This window comes from Nonomuraea sp. NPDC059194 (assembly GCF_042754765.1).
Lineage (GTDB): Bacteria > Actinomycetota > Actinomycetes > Streptosporangiales > Streptosporangiaceae > Nonomuraea.
Genome location: NZ_JBHZBH010000021.1, coordinates 93,956 through 113,066 on the forward strand (window position 1 = coordinate 93,956; position 19,111 = coordinate 113,066).

At 71.3% G+C, this 19,111-nt stretch carries 18 protein-coding genes; 9 read left to right on the plus strand and 9 right to left on the minus strand.

The genetic code is table 11. The annotated features are described in order from the left end of the window. Window positions 1-26 precede the first annotated feature (26 nt). Window positions 27-1,145: a C45 family autoproteolytic acyltransferase/hydolase gene (locus ACFXJ8_RS24910; RefSeq protein WP_379646346.1), complete on the plus strand. Its 1,119-nt coding sequence runs from the start codon at window positions 27-29 to the stop codon at window positions 1,143-1,145. Here the strand turns inward: ACFXJ8_RS24910 and ACFXJ8_RS24915 are convergent. The 5 genes from ACFXJ8_RS24915 to ACFXJ8_RS24935 form a co-directional block, all read right to left on the minus strand. Next, window positions 1,070-1,768, minus strand: a complete 699-nt coding sequence (locus tag ACFXJ8_RS24915; protein ID WP_379646347.1) for a response regulator — start codon at window positions 1,766-1,768, stop codon at window positions 1,070-1,072. The two genes, ACFXJ8_RS24910 and ACFXJ8_RS24915, sit on opposite strands and share 76 nt — an antisense overlap. Next, the gene (locus tag ACFXJ8_RS24920) at window positions 1,765-2,871 is read right to left on the minus strand and encodes a sensor histidine kinase (protein ID WP_379646348.1); all 1,107 of its coding nucleotides are present in this window, start codon (window positions 2,869-2,871) and stop codon (window positions 1,765-1,767) included. Before ACFXJ8_RS24920 ends, ACFXJ8_RS24915 begins: the two co-directional genes overlap by 4 nt. A gap of 65 nt (window positions 2,872-2,936) precedes the next feature. Next, window positions 2,937-4,364, minus strand: coding sequence for an AMP-binding protein (locus ACFXJ8_RS24925; protein ID WP_379646349.1), 1,428 nt, complete (start codon window positions 4,362-4,364; stop codon window positions 2,937-2,939). Beyond that, window positions 4,364-5,410 carry an acyl-CoA dehydrogenase family protein gene (locus ACFXJ8_RS24930; protein WP_379646350.1) on the minus strand — a complete coding sequence of 349 codons (1,047 nt, stop codon included), beginning with the start codon at window positions 5,408-5,410 and terminating at the stop codon, window positions 4,364-4,366. Before ACFXJ8_RS24930 ends, ACFXJ8_RS24925 begins: the two co-directional genes overlap by 1 nt. Beyond that, on the minus strand, window positions 5,407-6,552 hold the full coding sequence (locus tag ACFXJ8_RS24935; protein WP_379646351.1) for an acyl-CoA dehydrogenase family protein: 1,146 nt from the start codon (window positions 6,550-6,552) through the stop codon (window positions 5,407-5,409). Before ACFXJ8_RS24935 ends, ACFXJ8_RS24930 begins: the two co-directional genes overlap by 4 nt. Window positions 6,553-6,760: 208 nt before the next feature. Between ACFXJ8_RS24935 and ACFXJ8_RS24940 the strand changes: the two genes are divergently transcribed. The 6 genes from ACFXJ8_RS24940 to ACFXJ8_RS24965 are packed head-to-tail and all read left to right on the plus strand — an operon-like array spanning window position 6,761 to window position 12,045. Beyond that, a complete protein-coding gene (locus ACFXJ8_RS24940) occupies window positions 6,761-8,044 on the plus strand; it encodes a sensor histidine kinase (RefSeq protein ID WP_379646352.1) in 1,284 nt (427 codons plus the stop codon). Window position 8,045: 1 nt separating this feature from the next. Continuing rightward, window positions 8,046-9,404 carry a sensor histidine kinase gene (locus ACFXJ8_RS24945; protein WP_379646353.1) on the plus strand — a complete coding sequence of 453 codons (1,359 nt, stop codon included), beginning with the start codon at window positions 8,046-8,048 and terminating at the stop codon, window positions 9,402-9,404. 14 nt (window positions 9,405-9,418) lie between these two features. Next, window positions 9,419-10,021: a TetR/AcrR family transcriptional regulator gene (locus ACFXJ8_RS24950; protein WP_379646354.1), complete on the plus strand. Its 603-nt coding sequence runs from the start codon at window positions 9,419-9,421 to the stop codon at window positions 10,019-10,021. Window positions 10,022-10,049: 28 nt separating this feature from the next. After that, window positions 10,050-11,027, plus strand: a complete 978-nt coding sequence (locus tag ACFXJ8_RS24955; protein ID WP_379646355.1) for a diiron oxygenase — start codon at window positions 10,050-10,052, stop codon at window positions 11,025-11,027. After that, window positions 11,024-11,830, plus strand: a complete 807-nt coding sequence (locus ACFXJ8_RS24960; protein WP_379646356.1) for an SDR family NAD(P)-dependent oxidoreductase — start codon at window positions 11,024-11,026, stop codon at window positions 11,828-11,830. Before ACFXJ8_RS24955 ends, ACFXJ8_RS24960 begins: the two co-directional genes overlap by 4 nt. A 23-nt stretch (window positions 11,831-11,853) precedes the next feature. Beyond that, window positions 11,854-12,045, plus strand: coding sequence for a hypothetical protein (locus ACFXJ8_RS24965; protein ID WP_379646357.1), 192 nt, complete (start codon window positions 11,854-11,856; stop codon window positions 12,043-12,045). Window positions 12,046-12,228: 183 nt separating this feature from the next. On the opposite strand, the gene hisD is transcribed toward ACFXJ8_RS24965, so the two are convergent. After that, complete coding sequence (hisD, locus tag ACFXJ8_RS24970) at window positions 12,229-13,524, minus strand: histidinol dehydrogenase (RefSeq protein WP_379646358.1); 1,296 nt, start codon at window positions 13,522-13,524, stop codon at window positions 12,229-12,231. A gap of 107 nt (window positions 13,525-13,631) precedes the next feature. Then, a complete protein-coding gene (locus ACFXJ8_RS24975) occupies window positions 13,632-14,876 on the minus strand; it encodes an MFS transporter (RefSeq protein ID WP_379646359.1) in 1,245 nt (414 codons plus the stop codon). A 148-nt stretch (window positions 14,877-15,024) separates the two neighbouring features. On the opposite strand from ACFXJ8_RS24975, the gene ACFXJ8_RS24980 reads away from it, so the two are divergent. Further along, window positions 15,025-15,696, plus strand: coding sequence for a copper resistance protein CopC (locus ACFXJ8_RS24980; RefSeq protein ID WP_379646360.1), 672 nt, complete (start codon window positions 15,025-15,027; stop codon window positions 15,694-15,696). Continuing rightward, window positions 15,693-16,724 (plus strand): copper resistance D family protein, encoded by a 1,032-nt coding sequence (locus ACFXJ8_RS24985; RefSeq protein ID WP_379646361.1) that lies wholly within the window; start codon window positions 15,693-15,695, stop codon window positions 16,722-16,724. Before ACFXJ8_RS24980 ends, ACFXJ8_RS24985 begins: the two co-directional genes overlap by 4 nt. On the opposite strand, the gene ACFXJ8_RS24990 is transcribed toward ACFXJ8_RS24985, so the two are convergent. Together ACFXJ8_RS24990 and ACFXJ8_RS24995 are read right to left on the minus strand one after the other, a co-directional pair. Next, window positions 16,682-17,806, minus strand: a complete 1,125-nt coding sequence (locus tag ACFXJ8_RS24990; RefSeq protein WP_379646362.1) for a hypothetical protein — start codon at window positions 17,804-17,806, stop codon at window positions 16,682-16,684. The two genes, ACFXJ8_RS24985 and ACFXJ8_RS24990, sit on opposite strands and share 43 nt — an antisense overlap. Before the next feature lie 91 nt (window positions 17,807-17,897). Continuing rightward, a complete protein-coding gene (locus ACFXJ8_RS24995; protein WP_379646363.1) occupies window positions 17,898-19,022 on the minus strand; it encodes an esterase-like activity of phytase family protein in 1,125 nt (374 codons plus the stop codon). Window positions 19,023-19,111: the final 89 nt, after the last annotated feature.

Sequence of the window (19,111 nt, forward strand, 5' to 3'; positions counted from 1 at the left end):
TCAGCGCCGCCGCGCAGGCTCGGAGCATGACAAGCATCCAGATCGCAGGCGGCGAGAACGACTTCCAGCTCGTCAGGCACCTCACCGTGCGCGGCGACCAGTTCGAGATCGGCAAGGCGCTGGCGCGGGAGGCGCGCACCCGTTCCGGCTGGGCGCCGCGGCCCGGCGACCAGACCGTGAACAGGGCGCGCATGGCCTGGTTCGAGCGCTTCTGGCCGCAGCACCACGAACGGCTGGACGGCGTGGCGGCGGCCTTCGACCTCGACCCCGACCGTGACGACCTCGTCCTGGACGGACTCAACGCCCTGCCGGCGGGGTCGGGTTGCTCGGCGCTGTGGTGCCCGCCCTCGGCCGCGACCGACGGCCACGGCAGGATCGCCCGCAACTACGACTTCTTCACCCTCACCACCAGCGAGATCATGATGGGGCAGGCCGCGGTGCCGGGCGAGCTGCCCATGGCCTCGCGCCCCTACGTCATCACCACGGTCCCTGACGAGGGCCTGGCCTCGACCGTCATCACCATGAACGAGCTCGACGGCTGCATGGACGGCGTCAACGAGGCGGGCCTGGCGGTGGTGCTGCTGATCGCGGACGTGCGCAACGCCGCGCCGCCCGAGTCGTTCGACCTGCGGGTCGGCCTCAGCTCGGTGCAGCTTCCCAGGTTCGTGCTCGACACGTGCGAGAACGTCGAGCAGGCCAAGCGGGCGCTGCTGATGGCCAAGCACTACGACCACGGGATGCCGCTGCACTACCTGATCGCCGACGCCTCGGGCCAGGCGTTCGTGTGGGAGAGCGAGCGCATCATCGACGCCGGTGACGCGCCCCAGTGCGTGACCAACCACCCGTTGCACCGCCACCCCGACCCGATGCTGCTGCCCGCCGACGACGAGAGCACGATGGACACCTTCGGCAGGCTCCGCACGCTGCACGAGCGGAGCAAGGAGGCGCCGCTGTCGGCTGAAGGCCTGGCCGGCGCGCTGCGCGAGGTCGCCGCGGGCGCCGACAAGGAGTGGCGCACCACGTGGACGAGCGTGCTCGACACCCACGACAGGACGCTGACCGCCCGCTTCTACCTCGGCGACACCCCGGAGGGCGGCACCCGGTTCACCGGCGAGGTGCGCTTCGCCACCAGGCCCGACTCGTAGGCGATGACGACGAGCTGGGCGCGGTCCCGCGCGCCCAGCTTGACCATCGCCCTGCTGACGTGGGTCTTGGCGGTGAACGGGCTGATCACCATGTGCTCGGCGATCTCGTCGTTGGACAGGCCCCGCCCCACCAGCGCCAGCACCTCCTGCTCGCGCCTGGTGAGCGGGCCGAGGTCGGTCACCTGGCCGGCGGGCACGCGCAGGACGAACTCGTCCATCAGCCTGCGCGTGATCGTCGGCGACAGCAGCGCGTCGCCCCTGGCCGCGACCCTGATCCCGGACAGCAGGTCGGCCGGCTCGGTGTCCTTCAGCAGGAAACCGGCCGCGCCCGCGCGCAGCGCGTCGAGCACGTACTCGTCGACGCCGTAGTTCGTCAGCATCACCACGTGCACGCCGCTCAACCGCTCGTCGGAGGCGATGCGTCTGGTGGCCTCGATGCCGTCCATGCCCGGCATCTGGATGTCGACGAGCGCGACGTGCGGCTGGTGCCGTACGGCGAGCTCGACGGCCTGGCGGCCGTCGGCCGCCTCACCGACCACCTCCAGGTCGTCTTCCGCCTCCAGCAGCGCCCGGAAACCCGCTCTGATCAGCGCCTGGTCATCGGCGAGCAGCACCTTGATCATGACTGTGCCGCCGGGAGCTGGGCCCTGACGGTGAAGCCGCCCTCGGGCCTGGGCTCGGCGCGCAGGTCGCCGCCGAGCGCGGTGACGCGCTCGCGCATCCCCTTCAGCCCGATGCCCGGCTGATGCTTCTGGTCGGGTACGGCGGCGCCGTCGTCGTCGATCTGCACGACCACCTCGTCTGGCAGGTATCCGATGCGGACGCAGGCCGAGGCGGGCCCCGCGTGCCTGGTGATGTTCGTCAGCGCCTCCTGGACGATGCGGTAGGCGGCCCTGTCGACCTCAGTGGGCAGGGGCCGCGGCGAGCCGCTCACCTCGACCTCGGCGGGTAACCCCGCCGCGCGCGTCCGGTCGACCAGTTCGGGGATCTGGCCGAGCCCGCTGCCCTCCTCCGAGCGCAGCACCTCCAGCGTGGCGCGCAGCTCGCGCATCGCGTCGGCGCTGGCCTCCTGGATGGCGGTCAGCGAAGGGGGCACCTCCTCGCCGCGCTTGCGGGCCAGGTGCGCGGCCACTCCGGCCTGCACCTTGATGATCGAGATGCTGTGGGTGAGCGAGTCGTGCAGCTCGCGGGCGATGCGCAGCCGCTCCTCCCCGGCGCGGCGCAGCGCGGTCTCCTCGCGGGTGCGCTCCGCCTCGGCCGCGCGCTGCTCGACCTGCTCCAGGTAGTGGCTCCAGGCGCGCTGGGCCTCGCCGATCACCGCCGCGGCCACCAGCCAGCCGACGAGCAGCACCTTGCTCTCGATCGCCGACCTGGCCGACAGCGCGGGCGTCGCGTCCTGCCCGAAGGCGAACATGCCGGCGACGAAGACCAGGATGCCCGCGAGGGCGGCGGGGTGCCTGCCCTGCCTGACCGTGGTGTAGACGGCGATGAGCACGGGGAAGACCGCCACCGCTCCGGGGTGGGCGCGCGCGCTGTAGGCGAGCATGCACGCGACGGTGACCGCCAGCACGGCGATCGGGTGCCGCCGTCTGAGCGCGAGCACGAGCGTGCCGCCCAGCACCAGCCCGTAGTCGAGCGGCGTCAGGCCGGGCGAGAGCAGCACCTCGCCACCCACCAGCGCCGCCGCGACCACCACCGCGAGCACCACATCCCGATCGAGCCTCATACCGGCACGATAGAGGGAGATCTCCGGCCGGGCATCGTACCCAGGGAGTACTTCGCGGCGGGCGATCAGCCGAGGGCTGCCAGATACTCCTGCCGCACCTTGGAGCGCGACAGCTTCCCCGTCGGCGTGCGCGGCAGCTCCGCGCGGAACTCGATGACCTTCGGGTGCTTGAACCTGGCGATGCGCGGCTCCAGGTGGTCCAGCAGCTCCTGCGCCGTGACCTGCGCGTGCGGCTGCACCAGCGCCACCACGTTGTGCCCCCACTCCTCGTCAGGCACGCCGATGACCACGGCGTCGGCGACCGCCGGGTGTTCGAGCAGGGCGGCCTCGATCTCGGCGGGGTAGATGTTGACCCCGCCCGAGACGATCAGGTCGGTGCGCCTGTCGCACAGGAACAGGTAGCCGTCCTCGTCGAGGTAGCCGATGTCGCCGGGGGTGTACCACTCGCCGCGCATGCTGGAGGCGGTCTTGGCGGGGTCCTTGCGGTACTCGAAGCTCCCGAGGCCCGACTTGACGTAGATCAGGCCCGGCTCGCCAGGCGGCAGCTCCGCGCCCTGCTCGTCGAGGATCTTCGCCTCGAAGGTCGGGGCGGGCCTGCCGACCGTGCCGGGCCTGGCCAGCCACTCGTGCGGCTTGACCGAGAAGGCGATGGTCGACTCGGTCGAGCCGTAGTACTCGTAGAGCACCGGGCCCCACCAGTCCATGATCGCCTTCTTGACGGCGACGGGGCAGGCGGCGGCGGTGTGGATCACCTGCCGCAGGGAGGACAGGTCGTGGCGCTTCCTGACCTCCTCCGGCAGCAGCAGCATCCGGTGGAACATCGTGGGCACCATCATCGCGTTGGTGACCCGGTGCCTGTCGATCAGCTCCAGGACCGGCTCTGGCTCGAAGCGCGGCGCGATGACCAGCGTGTGCCCGAGGTGCAGCGCGAACTGCGTGTGCGCGCACGGCGCGGAGTGGTACATCGGCGAGGTGACCAGGTGCACGCCCTCGCCCGCCTGGAGGTCGACGACCTCGCCGAGGAACCACGTGTACAGCGGCACGATGGCCTCGGGCTCGGCTCCTGGCAGCGGGCGCTGCACGCCCTTGGGGAAGCCCGTGGTGCCCGAGGTGTACCACATGACCGCGCCGGCGGTGCGGTCCTCGGGGTCGGTGGACGGCCGGCGTTCGGCCAGGGCGGCCACGTCCTCGGCACTCGTGACGACGACCTTCGCGTCGCAGTCGCCGACGATGTAGTCGATCTCGGCCTGGGTCAGGTGCCAGTTGATCGGCACGTAGTAGAGGCCGACCTGCCCGGTGGCCATGAGCATGACGACCTGCTCGACACCGTTGCGCAGCACACCGGCCACCACGTCGCCGGTGCCGAGCCCTCTGGCGCGCAGCCCGTGGGAGACCTGGTTGACGCGGGCGAGCAGCTCGCCGTAGGTGGTCCGCGGCTCCACCACGGCCAGGCGCTCCGGGTCGGACTTGGCTATCTCGTAGAACCCGTTCATCACAGCTCCAGCAGGTCGGCCAGCCGCTCTCGGTGCGTGCGGGGCGGGCCGAGCAGGACCTCGTCGGTCTTGGCCCGCTTGTAGTAGAGGTGCGCGTCGTGCTCCCAGGTGAAACCGATGCCGCCGTGCAGGAGCAGGTGGTCGCGGGCCACCTCGAAGCAGGCCCTGCCGACGTAGGCCTGGGCGAGCGCGGCGGCCTGCGGCAGCTCGCCCGGTGACTCGTCGGCGGCCCACGCGGCGTAGCGGACGATGGACTCGGCCTGTTCGAGCTTGGCGTGCATGTCGGCGAGCTTGTGCTTGACGCCCTGGTAGGAGCCGACGTACCGGCCGAAGGCGACGCGGATCTTGGCGTAGGCGACGATGGCGTCGAGGCAGGCCCGCATGACGCCGAGCTGCTCGGCGGCCAGGGCGACGGAGAAGAGGGTCCAGGCCCTCTCCAGGGCGGCGCCGTCGGGCGGCGAGCCGAGCATCCTTGCTCTGGCGCCCGTGAGCACGACCTCGGCCATGCTCCTGGTCTGGTCGAGCGCGGCCAGCGGGCGGCGGGTGACGCCCTGACCGGTCAGGTCGACGGCGACCAGGGCGAGGCCGTCGTCGCGGGTGACGGGCGCGAGCAGCATGTCGGCCTCGGCCGCGCCGAGCACCTGCGCCAGCCTGCCCTCCACCAGCGTCTCGCCGTCGCGTGAGGAGGCGACCAGGTCGCCGCCGCCCGGCAGCGGCGCGACGGTGGCCGTGAGGCGCCCCTCCGCGACGGCGGTGAGCAGCTCCTTGTCGGGCAGCCGGGTCAGCGCGATCGTGGCCAGCGTGTTGGCGAGGAAGGGGCCGGGCAGCAGGGCGGCACCCGTCTCCTCCAGCACGACCGCGAGCTCGGTCATGCCCGCGCCGGCCCCGCCGTACTCCTCGGGGACGATCAGGCCGGACAGGCCGAGCTCCCCGTTGAGCCGGGCGTAGACGGCGGGCGCGTGGCCCTCGCGCGGCGAGACGGTCTGCAGGAAGGACCTGACGGTGGCCCGCAGCTCCTGCTGCTCCTGGCCGAGTACGAGCTTCACCCCTGCGTCCCCACTTTCAGGTCCTTGAACGGCACGGTCTTGTCCACGCGCGGCTCGGGCGGCAGGCCGAGCACGCGTTCGCCGACGATGTTGCGCATGATCTCGTTCGTGCCGCCGCCCAGCGCCATGGCGGGGGCCAGGCAGAGGGCGTGGGAGAGCCGCTCGTCCACCACGGCGGCGGGGCCGACCAGCGAGGTGGCCAGGTCGGCCTGGAAGAGCGTCAGCTCGGCCAGCAGCAGCTTGGCCGCGCTCCCCCGGGCGCCGGGGAAGATGCCCGCCTTCGTCTCCTGGGCCAGGCGCTGGTTGAACAGCGAGAGCGCGCGGGTGCGGATGTGCAGCTCGACGAGCTGGTCGCGGACGTAGGGGTCGCTGGTGTCCACGGCCTGGCGCAGCTCGGCCAGCCAGTCGACGCCGCCGCCCATGCCGACGCCCGCGGAGATCGACAGCCGCTCGTGCAGCAGCGTCGTCACCGCCACGCTCCAGCCGTCGTCGACCTCTCCGACCCGGTGGGCGTCGGGGATCGTCACGTCGTCGAAGAAGACCTCGTTGAAGTGGGCGCGGCCGGTCATGTCCTTGAGCGGCCGCACGGTGACGCCCGGGTGGTGCATGTCGACCACGAACATCGTCAGGCCCTTGTGCTTGGGCACCTCGACGTCGGTCCTGGTCAGCAGCAGGCCCCAGTCGGCGAGCTGGGCGACGGAGGTCCATACCTTCTGGCCGTTGACGACCCAGCTGTCACCGTCGCGTACGGCACGCGTCTGCAGGGCGGCCACGTCGCTGCCCGCGCCTGGCTCGGAGAACAGCTGGCACCAGACCTCCTCGCCGCGCAGCAGGGGCCTGATGAAGCGCTCCCGCTGGGCGTCGCTGCCCTTGTCGAGGAGCGTGGGCCCGCACATGCCCAGGCCGATGGAGAAGATGTAGGTGGGCAGCGTGTAGGCGGCGGCCTCGGCGGCGAAGGCGCGCTCCTCGGCCTGGGTGAGGCCCTGCCCTCCCCACCGCTTCGGCCAGGTGATGCCCGAGTATCCGGCGTCGTGGAGCCTGGCCATGAACTCTCTGGCGTCGATCTCTTCGGTGGCGTCGGTGCGGCGGGCGTTCTCGGCCAGCCAGCTCCTGGCGGCGCTCCGATACTCGTCAAGGTTCACATCGTCTCCTCGGTATCAGTGCTCACTTACTCTAATCAGCCCACCTCCCCTCGCCTAGTGCAGAGATTTGTCCGGATTTGTCAATGAATCTCCGTTAATTAGAGTCCAGGGCACCTAGTGTGATCATCTGATTACCGGGGGGAGAGGTGTGATCGCACGGTACGCGGGGTCGGTCCGCGCACGACTGACGCTGATAGCGACAGTCGGCGTGGCCGCACTGTGTATCGCGGTCAACGGCCTCGTCCTGCTCGGCGTCCACGGGGCCGCGGTGAACTACCGGACCCAGGAGGTGGTCAGCGCCGCCCTGCGCGTGGTGCACCTGATCAAGCGGGGCGACCTGCCCGCCGTCGTCGTCTCGGCGGCCGAGGGTGTCCAGGTGCTCAACACCGACAGCGAGGTGGTGGCCTCCACGGCCAACCTCAGGGGCTACCCGCGACTGCTGACGTTCACCCCCGACCAGGACAACGCCAGCCGTACGCAGGAGGTGTGCGGGCTGGAGGGCTTCGACAGCCCGTGCCAGATCGTCGCCGTCTTCCGGGTCTACGAGGAGGAGGGCGACTGGATGGTGTACGCCTTCGGCGGCACCGTCCCCTGGTACGTCCACCCGTGGGTGCTGGCCTTCCTGATCGGGATCTCGCTCGCGCTGATCGCGCTGACCTGGTTCGGCACCTCCCGTACGGTGGAACGGACGCTCGCGCCCGTCGAGGCGATCAGGCAGAAGCTCGACGAGATCACCGCCACCGACCTCGGCCAGCGGGTCCCTGTGCCGCCCAACCCCGACGAGCTGCACGCCCTGGCCAGGACCGCCAACAGGACGCTCGACCGACTGGAGGCGGCGGTGGAGCAGCAGCGCAAGTTCGCCTCAGACGCCTCACACGACCTGCGCAGCCCCATCACCGCCATGCGGACCCAGGTCGAGGAGGCGCTGCTGCATCCCGAGGAGGCCGAATGGGAGCAGACCGCGCACGCGCTGCTGGCCAGTCTCGACCGGCTGCAGGCGATCGTGACCGACCTGCTCACGCTGGCCAGGCTGGACGCGCACGAGCCGCAGGCGTGCGTGCCGGTGGACCTGGCGCAACTGGTGACCGCCGAGCTGGAAGGGCGGCCGCGCGGCAAGGAGGTCAAGCTCGACCTGCGCCCCGACGTGGCCGTGGACGGCGACAGGGTCAGCCTCGCGCGGCTGCTGACCAACCTGCTGGACAACGCCGAACGCCACGCCGAGAGCGCCCTCGCCGTCTCGTGCTACAACGAGGGCTCCGACGCGGTGCTCGAGGTGCTGGACGACGGCGCGGGCATCGCGCCCGAACAGCGGGAGTTCGTCTTCCGCCGGTTCACCAGGCTCGACGCCTCCCGCAACCGCGACGCGGGCGGCACCGGCCTCGGCCTGGCAATCGCCCGCGAGATCGCCGAGGCCCACGCGGGCACGCTGGGGCTGGCCGACTCCCCGGCGGGGGCACGCTTCGTGCTCCGGCTGCCGTCGAAGGGGGGCTGACATGCTCACCACGTGGTCGGTACGGAGCAGGCTGACGCTCATCACCGCGGTCACCGCCCTGGCGGGATGCCTGGCCGCCGCGGTGGTGATCACCCTGCTCGTCCAGGCGGTCCTGCGGGAGTACACGGCCGGGCAGGCCGTGGCGACCAGCCGCAGGGTCGCTCTCAGCGTGGAGTCCTCCGCGCCCGGCGCCCTCAAGCCGCTGCCCCTGTCGGAGGAGGTCGACCTGATCCAGGTGGCCGACGAGCGCGGTCAGGTGCGCCAGGCCAGCGCCCGGCTGCTGGGCAAGCCGCTGCTGGTCGACCTGAGCGCCGGGCAGGACGAGGGAAGGCTCAGGACCACGGTGTGCACCACCCAGGTGCCGGGCGAGCACTGCCTGATCGCCGTGGCCCACCGCGCCAAGGTGGCGGGCGGCTACTGGATGGTCTACGCCTACGCCCCCGTCGTCCCCTGGTACATCCATCCCCTCTATCCGCTGATGACCGGGCTGGTGATCCTGCTGCTGACCGGGGTGGCCACCATGGGCGCGTGGTTCACCGTGCGCAGGGCGCTGGCTCCGGTGGCGTCCATCAAGGACGAGCTGGCCGAGATCACCGCCACCGATCTGGGGCGCAGGGTTCCGCCCTCGCGCCACGACGACGAGATCTCCGACCTGGCCGAGACCGTCAACCAGACGCTCGACCGGCTGGAGGCGGCGGTGGAGCAGCAGCGCAGGTTCGCCTCCGACGCCTCACACGACCTGCGCAGCCCCATCACCGCCATGCGAGCCCAGGTCGAGGAGGCGCTGCTGCACCCGGAGGACACCGACTGGACTCACACCAGCAAGGCGCTGCTGTCCAGCCTCGACCGGCTGCAGGCGATCGTCACCGACCTGCTCACCCTCACGCGACTCGACGCGGGAGCGCCGGGCGCCAAGGAGCCGGTGGATCTGGGCGCGCTGGTGGGCGAGGAGCTGAACCGCCGGCCGGCGCGCAAGGCGATCGTCCGCTCCCTGGAGCGCGACGTCGTGGTGACGGGCGACCGGCTGCGGCTGGTCAGGCTGCTCGCCAACCTGCTGGACAACGCCGAACGGCACGCGGAGTCGACCATCGAGGTCTCGGTCTACGACAACGGCTTCGAGGCGGTGCTCGAGGTGCTGGACGACGGCGCCGGCATCGCGTCCGACCAGCGCGAGATCGTCTTCCGCCGGTTCACCAGGCTCGACGCCGCCCGCAACCGCGACGCGGGCGGCACCGGGCTCGGCCTGCCGATCGCCAGGGAGATCGCCAACGCCCACGGCGGCGTGCTCAAGATCGTCGACTCCGACTCGGGTGCCCGCTTTGTCCTGCATCTTCCCCTACGCAACAGTTACCACGGGTAATACAGTTTCCCCCTGTGACACGTGGTTTCAGCCGATTGCGGCGAGAAGACTTACTCAAGACCGCCTGTGAGGTCATCGCGGCACAGGGGTTCGGGCACGCCAGGACGCTCGACATCGCGCGGGCGGCCGGCGTCAGCCAGGCGTTGCTCTTCTACCACTTCGAGACCAAGGACCAGTTGTTCGCCCAGGCCTTCGCCTACGCGGCCAGACGCGACCTGGACGCTCTGGCCGCGTTGGAGCGCTCCGGCGGCACCGCGATCGAGCGGTTGCGCGCGCTGCTCAAGCTCTACTCCCCCACCGGCTCGGGCAAGATGTGGCGCGTCTGGGTGGACGCGTGGGCCGAGTCGATGCGCAGCGCCGATCTGGAGGAGACCTCGCGGCGGCTGGACCTGCGCTGGAAGGAGTCCTTCCAGGCGATCGTGGAGGAGGGCGTGGCCTCGGGCGCGTTCGTCTGCGCCGATCCCGAGGCCGCCACCTGGCGGATCATCTCGCTGGTGGACGGGCTGGCCGTCCAGGTGACCGTGCACCGCAAGCTGCTGTCGCGCTACCGGCTGGCCGAACTCGTGCGTACGGCCGCGGCCGCCGAGCTGGGCATCGCGGCGGAGGACCTTTCGTAGTTATTGGATTCTCCGTACAATTGCGGGCATGACAGCTGCACCGGGCGCAACCGCCGCCAGGGAACGCGACGAGTCGGTCGCGGAGAAGCGCGCATACGAGGCAGTCATCGAGCGCCTGTCGAAGGCGTCGGTCGACAAGCACTGGGAGCCGTACGTCGACATCCCGTGGGACGACCCCGACTTCCTCATCGACCCCGCCGATCCCCGGTGGGAACTGCCGCCGGTCGACAAGCTCGGCCGGCATCCCTGGTATCGCAGCCGCTCGCCGGGGACCAGGGCGCGGATCGGGCTGTGGCGGGTGGCGACGGCCATGAAGATCGGCCTGCAGTTCGAGAACCTGCTCAAGCGCGGGCTGCTCAACTACGCCTACCGCCTGCCCAACGGCTCCCCCGAGTTCCGCTACGTCTACCACGAGACCATCGAAGAGGGACATCACGGGATGATGTTCCAGGAGTTCGTCAACCGTACGAAGCTCCCGATCCGCGGCATGCCGGGGCCGCTCTCGCTGCTGGCCCAGGTGGCGCCCTGGATCCCGCTGATCTCCACCGAGCTGTTCTTCGTCTTCGTGCTCGGCGGCGAGGACCCGATCGACCACGTGCAGCGCAAGGTGCTCAAGGACGGCTACAAGCACCACCCGCTCGAAGAGACCATCATGCGCATCCACATCGCCGAGGAGGCCAGGCACATCTCCTTCGCGCGCCACTACCTGCGCCGCCGCGTGCCGCGCATGCCCCGCTACCGGCGCTTCACGCTCGGGGTGATCTCGCCGGTCATCCTGGGGTTCATGGCCAGGATCATGCTGTCTCCTCCGGGGCCGATGATCCGCGCCTTCAAGATCCCGCCCCAGGTGGTGAAGGAGGTCTACACCGACAACGACGAGTTCAGGACGGAGATCCGCGACTCGGTCGGCAAGACCCGCGAGCTCTGCGTCGAACTGGGCCTGGTCAACCCGGTCAGCAGGCGGATCTGGAAGGTCATGGGCATCTGGGCGGAGCCGCGCCGATGAGGAAGCCCCCACCGAAGACGGCCTTCGTCACCGGCGGCGCCTCGGGCATCGGCAGGGCGCTGGCCATGGCGCTGACCGCGAAGGGCGTAGCCGTCACCGTCGCCGACCTGGTCGCCCCCGAGCTGCCCTCAGTGGAATTCGCCGAGGTCGACGTGACCTCCCCCGCCGCCGTCGCCGCCGCGATCCACGAGGTCAGGAAGCGGTACGGCAGGCTCGACTTCGTCTTCAACAACGCCGGGATCGCCGTCGGCGGCCACGCCGAGGAGCTGACGCTCGACCACTGGGACAAGACGATCGACGTCAACCTGCGCGGGGTGGTGCACGGCGTGCACGCCGCCTACCCGATCATGATCGAGCAGGGCTTCGGCCACATCGTCAACACCGCCTCGCTGGCCGGGCTCGTGCCCGCGCCGCTCATGCTTCCCTACACGGCGACCAAGCACGCGGTCGTCGGCCTGTCGATGGCGTTGCGGGCCGAGGCCGCCGCGCACGGGGTCAGGGTGAGCGTGGTGTGCCCTGGCTTCACCGACACGCCGCTGCTGGACAACGCCAACCCGGGCCTGCCGTACACGGAGACGGGAGCCCAGGCGCGCGGCGCGGCGGTCAGGGCGCAGGGCAGGCTCTATCCGGTGGAGGCGCTGGCGGCCGACATCATCCGTGGGGTGGCCCGCAACCAGGCGATCATCGTCGCGCCCGCCTCGGGACGCCTGGCCTGGCGCGCGGCCCGGCTCTCCCCCACCGGCGCCATCAGGGCGGCGGCGCTGGCCATCAGGCGCGTTTCGCCCTTCCCGAAACGGACATAACTCCCATATCGGGAGGTGATGGTGTGAGTTCCAAGTCACGACAGAGCCGCGAGCAGCACTCCCTGCGCGGCGAGTCCGAGGCTCCGGCCGTCAAGCCCTCGAAGGCGACTCGCAAGGAGTCGGCTTCGACCGAGCGGACATCGGGCGGCGGGGCGCTCTCGCACCGGCTGGCCAAGTCCTCGCTCCCCTTGCGGCGGGGCCAGCGTTCGAGCTAGCGGGTGAAACCCTGATGCCGGTCCCGCGACTCCCGTGCGGGACCGGCACACGTGCGTCTCAGCGCCTTCCCGTGCGGCCGCGCAGGCGGCCCTGATGACGGACCCTTCCACCCGGCGTCGGTGAGGCGCGAGTGTCCGTCCCCGCGGCCCGGGCCGTCCAACCCGCGCCGCGGGGAGCAGGTCTCAGTTCTGTCTCACAGTGACGGTCGCGGCGTGGGCGGGGAAGCCCTCGTGCTCGGCCAGCGCCGTGATCGTCGGCGCGAGCCGCCAGAAGGCGTCCTTGTCGAGCTGGGCGACCGGAATCCTGGTCAGGAACGTGTGCACCGACACCCCGCTGGTCACCTTCGCGAACCCGGACGTCGGCAGCGTGGCGGGGGTGCCGATGGCGAAGTTCGACGCCGCGGGGGTGGTCCACTGGCCGAGCAGGACCGTGCCCGCGTGCCGTACCAGCGGAAGCCACGCCTCGGGATCCTCGACGGCGAGCTGGAGGTGTTCGGGAGCGTACGCGTTGGCGAAGGCCATCGCCTCCTCACGCGAGCGTGCCAGCACGATGCCGCCGTTGGCCCGCACCGCGGTCTCCGCATAGTCGCGGCGCGGCCCCGGCAGGTCGGCGATCTGGGCGCTCACCTCGGCGGCGGCCCGCTTCAGCACCTGCAGATCGGTGCCGACCAGGACGGCGGCCGAGTCGAGGCCGCGCTCGGCCTCGTTCAGCAGGTCGGCGGCCAGCAGCCTGGGGTCGGCCGCGCCGTCGCAGACGATCAGCGAGTCGGCCGGCCCGAAGCCCACCTCGACCAGGCAGCCGAGCCGCTGCGCCTCCGCCATCGCGAGGGTCACGGCGGGGCTGCCAGGACCGACGAGCTTGCGGACGGCGGGGATCGTCGCGGTGCCGCAGGCCAGGGCGGCGATCCCGGCGGGGCCGTTGCTGCGGTAGATCTCGGTCAGTCCCAGCTCGTGCGCGGCGAACAGCACCGCGGCGTCCACGGTGCCGTCCACGCCCGGCGGCACGACCAGCGCGATCCGGCCGACGCCAGCCACGACCGCGGGAGTGGCCACCATGATCAGGAGGGAGGGGAAGGAGCCCTTGCCGCACGGGACGTACAACCCCGCGCTCTCGATGGGGCGGGTCAACTCGCCCAGCCCGACCCCGTCGATCTCCGCCCGCCACGCCGAGCGGGCCAGCGCGACCTCGTTGAAGGCTCTGGTCTGGGCGATGGACACCCTGATCGCCTCCTTGAGCCCAACATCGAGACCGTCTCCCGCGGCCTCCAGCTCGCCGGGGCCGATTCTGAGGTCCGCCCTGACGCAGTGGAACCTGTGCAGGGCCTCGACCAGCGCCTCGTCGCCGCGCCGCCGTACGCGCTGGACCAGGTCGGCCACCGACTGCACCAGTTCGGCGTCGGGGGCGGCGCTGCCACCCCTGGCCAGTAGGCGGCGCCGCTCCATCTCGCCCGCCTCCTGCCACACGATGATCGTCGTCATCCTGCCTCCCTCCCTGTGCGGGGCCATGACGACGGCTTGCCCGCATATGGGGAGGTTTCCGGCCAGACTCCCGTCAAGTTCGGGTCATCGAGGCCGATCAGGCCCGGTTACGGCACGCCGCGGATCTTCCACACCAGCACCGCGCCGAACAGGGCCAGGACGGCCGAGGTCAGGTAGAGCACGGTGTAGCCGCCCAGCCCCGCCACGATCGGCCCGGCGACCACCGGGCCGAGCACCTGGGGCCCTGAGTTGGCGATGTTGATGACACCCAGGTCCTTCGCCCTGCCGCCGGCGGTGGGCAGCACCTGGGTGACCAGGGCGTTGTCGACCGAGAGGTAGGCGCCGAACCCGGCGCCGAGGATCGCGGCGGCGGCCATGACCACCGGCCACTGCGGCCAGAACGCCATCATGACCGCGGGGATCACGCTGATCAGGCCCGAGACGGTGACCAGGAGCCTGCGCCTGCCCAGCCGGTCGGAGACGATCCCGGCCACGACCGTGGTGAGCACGACCGCGCCGGTGTAGATCAGGATGAGGACCAGCAGGCCGTCGCTGGCCTTCTCGCCGGGGAACAGCCGCTCGTAGCCCACCTCGTCGGTGAGGAAGTACAGCAGGTAGAGCGTGGCCATCGCGTTGCCGAGCATCATCAGGAAACGGGTGATCCACGCCCAGAAGAAGTCCGGATGCCTGACCCACAGCTGCTTCGGGTCGAACGGCGGACGCTCGGTCAGCCTCGGATCCTTCGTGGTCAGCACGAACGGCAGCGCGAACACCGCCACCACCGCGCCGACCAGCAGGTAGCCCGACCTGGTCGTGGTGGCCACGACGGTCACCAGCACGACGCCGAGCACCACGCCCACCGACTGGGGGATGCCGATCCACCCGGAGACCTCGCCGCGCTGGCTGACCGGCACGTGATCGGGCACGCCCGCGCTGAGGGCGGCCTGGGTGGCGTTGAGCGCGGCCTGGGCCAGGCACCAGCCGAGCGCGATGCCCACCACGCTGGACTGGAAGGCGAGCACCGCCATCGCGGCGCCGCCGGCGAGCGTGCCCGCCAGCGTCCACGGATGCCTGCGGCCCCACCTGCCGGTCGTACGGTCGGACAGGGCGCCCGCGATCGGGTTGGCCAGCATCGCCACCAGGGCGCCCGCGCCCGTCACCCAGGCCAGCGCGCTCTCCTTGGCGCCGGGGGCGACGACGGCGATCTGCTCGGGCAGCAGCACCTGGAGCGGGGCGAAGTAGCCGACGAACAGCGCCAGGTTGGCGAGGGCGAGGCTCGTCACCCACCAGGGGCCCACTCTGGCGACGGGTTCGGCCAGCGCGCCGGAGGTCGGTGGGGAGACGCTGCTCATGAGGGGCCTCCGCGCGGCGTGATCGGGGGTGTCGCGGTGGCGGCATGCTACGCCGTACCCGATCATCACGGCTACACCCCGAACGCGGCAGGTGGACAGCAGTGGGACCATGTCTTGGTCAAGACAGCTCTACGGAAGGTCGAGATCGGTGAGGCGGCTACTCACGGTCCTGCTGCTCGCGTGCGCCGCGCTGGGCGTCACGGTCGCGCCCGCGCAGGCGCACAACGTGCTGACGGGCAGCGACCCCAAGGAGGGCGCCCAGCTGTCGGCCGCGCCCGAGCAGGTCACGCTGGAGTTCGACCAGCCGGCGCGGCAGGGGTTCACGCAGGTCAGCGTGACGGGGCCGGACGGCGGCCGGTGGGAGGCCGGACAGGCCACGGTGAGCGGGTCGAAGGTCGTCACGCCGCTCAGGCCGCTCGGGCCCGCGGGCGCGTACGTGATCGGCTACCGGATCCTGTCGGCCGACGGGCATCCGGTCTCGGGGAAGGTGACGTTCACGCTGACCGTCGCGGGCGCCGGCGCGCCCGCCGCGCAGGCGCCCGCCGCGCCGCCGTCGCAGGCGGCAGACCTCAGCGCCCAGGCGGCGGAGGCGGCGGCCAACGGCGGTGCGGGCATGGCGATCGTGTGGATCGTCGGCGCGCTCGTGCTGCTCGGCGGCGGCACCGTCATCGCCCTGCGCCGCGCCACCACGGCTGCGGGGCCGACCACGGGCCCGGCGCCCACCCCCGCAGCCGGGTCGTCCGGGTCGTCGCCCGCCCCAGGGGCGGGGCCGGGCGAGGGCGCGACGCTCACCCGCGCCGAGGGGAAGGGCGAGGCGTGACCGTCACCGCGCTCCGGCCCGCCGTCCGGCTCGGCACCGGCAGCCGGATGGTGGCGGGCCTGGTGCTGGCCGCCGTCTGCGCCGCCGTCGTCGCCAGCACGCTGACCGCCGAGGACCCCGTCCCCGGCATCCCGCTGCCCGGCCCTGTCGTCGAGTACGGCCTGCCCACCGTCAGAGTCCTGCTCGATCTGGCCGCCGCCGTCGTCGTCGGCCTCAGCCTGCTGCCCAAGCTGCTCGGCTTCGACGACCCCGACGCCACCGAGCCCGTGATGCGCCGGGTCAGGGCCCACGCCGTCACCGCCGCCTGGATCTGGGCGATCACCGCCCTGGTGACGATCGTCCTCTACACCGCCGAGCTCAACCCGGGAACCGTCCCGACCCTCGGCATGATCGCCACCTACATCGGCTCGGTGGGCGCGGGCCAGGGCCTGCTGTTCAGCACGGCGTGCGCGCTCGGCTACGCGGCCTTCGGCCTGCTGGCCGTACGCTTCGGCGAGAAGGTCCCGGCCGAGCTGCGGATCGTGATCGCGCTGTTCGGCCTGCTGCCGGTGCCGGTGACGGGCCACGCGGTCGACTCGGTGTGGCACGACCCCATCATGATCTCGATGGAGCTCCACGTGATGGGCGCCGCCGTGTGGACCGGCGGCCTGCTGGCGGTCGGCGCCACGCTCGCCGCGCGCGGCGACCTGCTGGCCCTCGCGCTGCCGAAGTTCTCCAGGGTCGCCACGGTCGCGCTGGCCCTGGTCTCTCTGTCGGGCCTGGTCAGCGGCCTGTCCACGATGGCGCTGACCACCGGTGTGGAGCTGCCGGGCGATCTGGTCGCCTCCGAGTACGGGCTGCTCGTGCTGGCCAAGGTGGCGCTGGTCGGCCTGCTGATCCCGCTTGCCGCCAACATCAGGTGGCGCCTCATGCCCGGCATCGCCCGGCAGCAGAAGAGCTCCGTCGCCGCGTGGGCGGCGACGGAGCTCGTCGTGATGGGGCTGGCCTACGGGGTGGCCGTGGCGCTCACCCGCGCCCCGATCGGCTGATCGGCCGCGCGCAACCCGAACCTGGTCACGAACCACTCCATGACCAGCCACGCGACGGCCAGGCCCGCCGCCGCCCAGACGGCCGAGGAGTTGGCCAGCGGCGGCGCGGCCAGCAGGGAGTGCTGGGCGACGAGCGAGCCGTACACGGCGGCGGTCGCCAGCACCGCCCCGAGCACGGCTCTCAGGTACGGCATGCGGATCAGGAACGCCACGTCCACCGCGATCGCGCCGACGACCAGGAAGACCGGCACCGCCGACTCGGGGAAGCCGGTGACGCTGAGCAGCGGCCAGATGGCCGCGCGGTAGGCGACCAGCGCGACGGCGACCAGCGTCGCGGTGCCGAACCTGCCGACCATCATCCGCGCCACGGCCAGCACGATCAGGCCGGCGACGGTGAAGTAGACCGGGTAGAGGAAGTCGGGGACCGGCAGCGAGAAGGCGACCATCATGTCGCGGTCGACCGGCCTGCCCATCTGGTCGGCGGCGAACTGCATGAGGATCGGCTCGGCCTGCGGCGCTCCCCTGTCCCAGGCGGCGATGGCGAACACGCCGTACTCCTGGTGCTGGGCGGGGAAGAGGATGTTCTCCAGGAAGAAGGCGAACAGCGCGGCCAGCACTGGCTTGCCGCCGCCGCCGATGTACCAGCCGCGGATCACCCCAGCGATCATGAAGAAGGTGCCGAGGTAGAGCAGGATGTGCGACGGGCTCCACGAGGTGATGTCGAGCCCGTTGACCCGGTGGTTGATCAGGTCGAGCGGCACCGCGACCAGGAAGACGCCGGTGCCCCACTGGATCAGCCGCAGCGCGGTCTTGTCGACGCCGTAGCCGGTGTAGCCGTGGATGATGGTCAACGCCAGGACGATCGCCGTGCCCGCCGAGTTGAGCAGGTGCGGCGGCGCCAGGTCGTCACGCAGCCACTTGAAATGCCAGGAGACGTCCCACGAGGAGCCCAGCACCTTCAGGACGAAGGCCACCAGCCACCCGTAATAGAGGACCTTGAAAAGCTCTGGCGGCGTCTCGCGCCCAGCCTGCCCGCGTGTCCAGTAGGGCAGGGCCCACTGGATTGCCGCTCGTGTTCTCACGCCAGGACATCTTGCCTGGCCTTTACCTTCTTAGCAATCAGAGGGGTGAAGGGCGTGACGCCCTTCACCCGTGCGGACCGCGCGCCGCCGCTCAGCGCCTGGACGGGCAGCCGCGGACGGCGTAGGCCAGGAACTGGGTGACCTCGCGGTCGTCGAAGTTGTCGTCGGAGCCGATCACGAGCGTGCACTCGCCCGTGCGCAGCCGCGGCCCCCAGGCGAGGCTCTCCAGGTTCTGCGTCGGCCGCTGCTGCGCGCTCACGTCGAGGACGAGCCGCTTGCCGACCGGGTGGTACGGCTCGCCGGTCGCCAGGCTGTCCCTGCGCAGCACGTTCGTGGCCGACCGCAGGTCGATCTCATACAGCTTGACCCGGTAGCCGACCCCCTCGAGCCAGGACCTTTCCAGCGCGAGGTAGCGGTCGTCGTCGATGGCGAGGATCTCCGAGACGCCGGTGTCGGTGTGGCCGGTCGGCGGGATCGGGGCGACGGGCAGCGGGTCGATCGGGTAGGCGTACTGCGCGAGCGGACGGCCGCGGCGGTTCCACACGGTGAGGCGGGCAGGCGCGCCGCGATCGACGGTGGGCGGCTGGCCGTCCTCGAAGCGGGGGCCCTCGACGATGGCGGCGATGGTGCGCCGGCCGAAGGTCAGGCCCTCGAAACCGAAATTGCGCCGTGGGCCGCTGGAGGTGCGGGTCAGGTTCAGATTGCGTGGGATCGGCAATTCACCGAGGTGCCGGCCGTTCGTGTCGACCCATCTGACGAACATACTGGAAACCGGAATATCCGGGTTTCTTTCGTCCGGCCGGTCGCCTTCGTGTCCCCACAGCAGCCTGCGGCTCCACCGGTCGAACCTGATGGTCTCGGGATCGGCGGACTCGGCCAGGCCGTAGGCGGGATAGGGGGTGCCGTCCGGCCGCCGCAGGGTGGTGACCCCGTCGACGTGAACCCCGGTGAACGCCCCGCTCACCCGGTCGATGTCCAGGCGTCCGGTGTAGAAGCGGGCGGGCTGGTAGCGCCAGCGGTCGTCGGAGATGAAGTACCACGTGCCGGTGCGCGGGTCTCGGTCGATGCCGGACAGGCCGCCGAGGGTGGTGCCCTCCACCTGCATCTTGTGCGGCAGGCGCTGCTCGCCGAGGAAGCGGGTGACCCGCAGGCCGGGCCGCGGGTCGGGGCGCGGGTCGGCGGCGGCCTGGCCGGGGTCGACGACGGCAAAACTCATCGCCGCCGCGAATGCGACGGCGATTCTTCCGATTTTCCGTGAATTGTGCACGCGTTCTCCTCATCCCGAAAGAGTGTCAGGGATTATGA